Source organism: Paraburkholderia podalyriae (genome assembly GCF_014397785.1).
Lineage (GTDB): Bacteria > Pseudomonadota > Gammaproteobacteria > Burkholderiales > Burkholderiaceae > Paraburkholderia > Paraburkholderia podalyriae.
Map to the genome: position 1 here is coordinate 1 of NZ_VZQQ01000249.1, position 969 is coordinate 969.

3 protein-coding genes are annotated in these 969 nt (G+C 60.7%); all 3 read left to right on the forward strand.

What is annotated here, in order from left to right:
- Positions 1-218, forward strand: a 218-nt coding sequence (locus F6X42_RS42855; protein WP_187639765.1) for a transposase domain-containing protein, incomplete at its 5' end; no start/stop codon positions are given.
- A 14-nt stretch (positions 219-232) separates the two neighbouring features.
- Positions 233-721: a hypothetical protein gene (locus F6X42_RS42860; protein WP_187639766.1), complete on the forward strand. Its 489-nt coding sequence runs from the start codon at positions 233-235 to the stop codon at positions 719-721.
- A 30-nt stretch (positions 722-751) separates the two neighbouring features.
- Positions 752-969 (forward strand): calcium-binding protein (locus F6X42_RS42865; RefSeq protein WP_222945941.1); only part of this gene is annotated, 218 nt, incomplete at its 3' end.

The window sequence follows — 969 nt, forward strand, 5'->3', positions numbered from 1 at the left end:
CTCTCGAGCGGCAAATCAGACCCATTGCCCTCGGAAGGGCGAACTGGCTCTTCGCGGGCTCCCCGCGCGGCGCCCGCGCGAGCGCCACGATGTATTCGCTGCTCGGCACGGCTCGCCTGAACGGTTTCGAGCCGTACGCGTGGCTCAAGGACACGCTCGAGAAGCTGCCATCGTATCCTGTCAATCGCGTGCACGAACTGTTGCCGCTCGCCCGTTAAACGCCATCACATTCATGGACATTCTCGACTCACTCCGGCAGGCGCCCAGCGCCGAACTCTATCGCCTTTATCTCGCCGTCGGAAAAATGCTCGATGATCCCCGACGCATCCTGGAAGTACGGCAGCGCCTGCACCTCGGCATGGCTATCAGTTATATCCCAGACAACCCGCTGGCCCCTCCATTGCAGGGAACCGTCGTTGAGCTTCGGCAAACACAGGCGGTCGTTCAGGACAATGCGAGCCGGCGCCGCTGGGCGCTACCGTACGCGGCGATCGTTCCCGATAGCGCAGCCCCGATTCATCCTGAACCGGCACCGCCACCGCGCGCACAACGCGACGAGTTCCTCGTCGGCGACACCGTCGGTTTCACCGACAAACACCTGAGCGAGCGTGTCGGCACCATCGTCAGACTCAACTCGAAAACGGCCTCGATTGCCGTGACAGATTCCGAGGGTCACTGGCGTGTTTCCTACGGTCTGCTGTGGCGTATCGTCGATCTATAGCCCTATCAACTCTGGTCGGAAGACAACATCATGGCCAAGCCCAAGATCGACGCAAAACGTGAACATCGCATTGAGATGGAAGTGGTGGTCGACGCCTATACCGAGGAAGAGCGGGCGATGTCGTGGTACTGCTATCTGGAAGAGCAGCTCTCGTTTCCATTCGAGGCCGGCATTCGCCAGGCAATGGCCTCTTCACCACTGCACCCGGGTGAACACGTCTCGGTCACCGGACTCGCTCATGAAGACCT

What these genes read in the sequence shown, in the direction of transcription:
- F6X42_RS42860 (WP_187639766.1), top strand. Translation starts at nt 233, where the DNA reads ATGGACATTCTCGACTCACTCCGGCAGGCGCCCAGCGCCGAACTCTAT.